The sequence below is a fragment of the Micromonospora sp. NPDC003776 genome (genome assembly GCF_053605645.1).
The window spans coordinates 1-2,596 of the sequence record NZ_JBSGJR010000777.1 but is presented as its reverse complement, the minus strand read 5'-3'; the positions used below and the strand labels follow the sequence as shown (position 1 = coordinate 2,596).

Below are 2,596 nucleotides of genomic sequence, written 5' to 3'. Positions count from 1 at the left end.
CCTCGCCGGCGTTCAGCTTGGCGATCTTGTCCGTGTCGACGTCGAAGCCGAGCACCTCGTAGCCGAGCTCGGCGTAGCCTCGCGGCCCAGGTCGGCGGGGGTCTGTGGGCGCCATACCCGGACCAGCAGCACCACGGCGGCGGCCGACACCAGCGCGGCGATGATGTCGGTCAGGGGCACCGAGATGAAGTTGGCGGCGACGAACTGCGCGAGGCCGAAGCTCACTCCGGCGACCAGCGCGGCCGGCCAGGTCTGCCGGATCCCACGCCGCCCGTCGACCAGGGCGACCAGCATCAGTGGTACGACGACCGCGAGGATCGGGGTCTGCCGGCCGACCATCGCGCCGAGGGTGTCCACGGTGAGCCGGTGGTCGTCGTTGGCGCCGCTGGTGACGCTGGCCAGGGTGACGATCGGGGTGGCGAGGGCGCCGAAGGCGACCGGCGCGGTGTTGGCCAGCAGTGAGACCGAGGCGGCGTGGATGGGCCGGAAGCCCAGTGCCATCAGCATCACCACGGTGATCGCGACCGGGGTGCCGAAGCCGGCGAGGGCCTCCAGCAGCGCGCCGAAGCAGAACGCGATGATGATCGCCTGGATCCGCATGTCCGGGCTGACCCGTTCGAAGGAGCGGCGCAGCACGTCGAAGTGTCCGCTCTCGACGGTGAGGTTGTAGACCCAGATCGCGTTGATGACGATCCACAGGATCGGGAAGAAGCCGAACGCGGCGCCCTCGGTGGCGGACAGGACCGCCTGCCCGACCGGCATCGCGTAGACGGCGACCGCCACCACCAGGGCGACGGCGAGGGAGATCAGCCCGGCCAGCCAGGCCTTCACCTTGAGCACGCCGAGCAGGACGAAGAGGGTGAGCAGGGGCAGGACCGCGAAGATGGCCGAGAGCGCGACGGAGTCACCGACCGGGTCGGTGATCACCTTGAACTGATCGAACATGGGTCACCTCAACGCTTCTGGGACGGGTGGTGAGCGTTAAGAGGGGGCCCCTTCTCAACCGGAGGCGTTAAGAAGGGGCCCTTCCTTGCAGCAACTCCTCGACGCCCAGTCCGCGGATCGACGCGTCGAGGACCTGGGCGGTGTGAGCCAGCGCGAGGTCGCCGCCGGCGCGGGTCACCGAGGCGGCGACCTGCATGAGGCAACCGGGGTTGGCGGTGACGAGCAGCCGCGCCCCGGTGGCCAGTACGGTCCGGGCCTTGCGGTCGCCGAGTTCGGCGGCCGGCCCGGGGTGGAGCAGGTTCCAGATGCCCGCCGAGCCGCAGCACAGCTCCGGGTCGGCGATCTCCCGCAGCTCCAGTCCGGGGATGCCGCGCAGCAGCCGGCGGGGCTGGTCGCGGACGCCCTGGGCGTGGCCGAGGTGGCAGGCATCGTGGTAGGCGACGGTCACCGGCAGCGGGTGCCGGGGCGCGACCGGGCCCAGTTCGTCGAGGACCTCCGACAGGTCGCGGACCCGGGCGGCGAAGTCGGCGGCCAGGGCGGCGTACCGGGGGTCGTCGTGGAGCAGGTCCCCGTACTCCTTGAGGGTGGAGCCGCAGCCGGCCGCGTTGACGACGAAGTAGTCCACGCCGGCGTCGGCGAAGGTGTCGAGCAGCCGCCGGGCGAACCGGCGGGCCTCCTCGTCGCGTCCGTTGTGCACGCTGAGCGCCCCGCAGCAGCCCTGCCGAGCGGGCCGGATCAGCACGTCGCAGCCCTCGGCGGCGAGTACCCGGGCGGTGGCGGCGTTGACCTCGGGGAAGAACGCGCCCTGCACGCAGCCGGTGAGCATGCCGACCACGGCCCGGCGGGGGCCGTCGGCCGGCAGGCGGGCGGGCAGCCGGGGCGGGCGGCGCAGCGGCGGAGCGAGGGACTCCAGCGCCGCGAGGGTGGGGGCGAGCCGGTCCAGCAGCCCGCTGCGCCGGACCAGCCGGCCGAGCCCGCTGCCCTGGTACGCGCGCAGCGGCCCGCGCAGCAGCCGCAGCCGCCGCGGGTACGGGAAGAGCGCGAAGATGGCCGCCCGCAGCGCCCGGTCCCGGGGTCCACGCCGGTGCCGGCGCTCGACCTGCTGCCGGGTGTCCTCGATCAGCCGGTCGTAGCGCACGCCGGAGGGGCAGGCGGTGACGCAGGACATGCAGCCGAGGCAGCGGTCGAAGTGGGTGGCCATGGAGTCGGTCAGCGGCTCACCCTCCAGGCCCTGCCGCATCAGGTGGATCCGTCCCCGGGGGGAGTCCATCTCCTCGCCCCACAGCACGTACGTGGGGCAGGTGGGCAGGCAGAAGCCGCAGTGCACGCAGTCGGCGATCAGACTGGCGGCGGGCGGGTGGTGGGCGTCGAACGCGGGGGTGCGGGCGGCGGCCGAGAGGGCGTCGACCGGGCCGGATCGGGGCTGCTGGGGGACGGTCATCAGATGCCTCCCACGAACCGGCCCGGCGCGAGCCGGGCGTCCGGGTCGAAGCGGTGCTTGACCCGGCGCATCAGCGTCAGGCCGTCGACCGGTCCCCACAGGTCCACCCGGTCCCGCACCTCGGTGGGCGCGGTGAGGACCACCGCGTGGCCGCCGGCGGCGGTGGCCGCCGCGCGCACCGCGTCGACCAGGGCGGCGACCGGTTCCGGG

General features: G+C 73.7%; 1 protein-coding gene and 2 pseudogenes. All 3 read right to left on the bottom strand.

Annotation, left to right across the window (positions count from 1 at the left end; translation table 11 throughout):
• Nucleotides 1–138 precede the first annotated feature (138 nt).
• Nucleotides 139–945, bottom strand: a pseudogene (locus ACWEVO_RS34760) (L-lactate permease); the annotation flags it as partial.
• A 67-nt stretch (nt 946–1,012) separates the two neighbouring features.
• On the bottom strand, nt 1,013–2,386 hold the full coding sequence (locus ACWEVO_RS34755) for a (Fe-S)-binding protein (protein ID WP_452311650.1): 1,374 nt from the start codon (nt 2,384–2,386) through the stop codon (nt 1,013–1,015).
• Nucleotides 2,386–2,596: pseudogene (locus tag ACWEVO_RS34750) on the bottom strand (FAD-binding oxidoreductase); the annotation flags it as partial. The gene ACWEVO_RS34755 and the pseudogene ACWEVO_RS34750, both read right to left, overlap by 1 nt.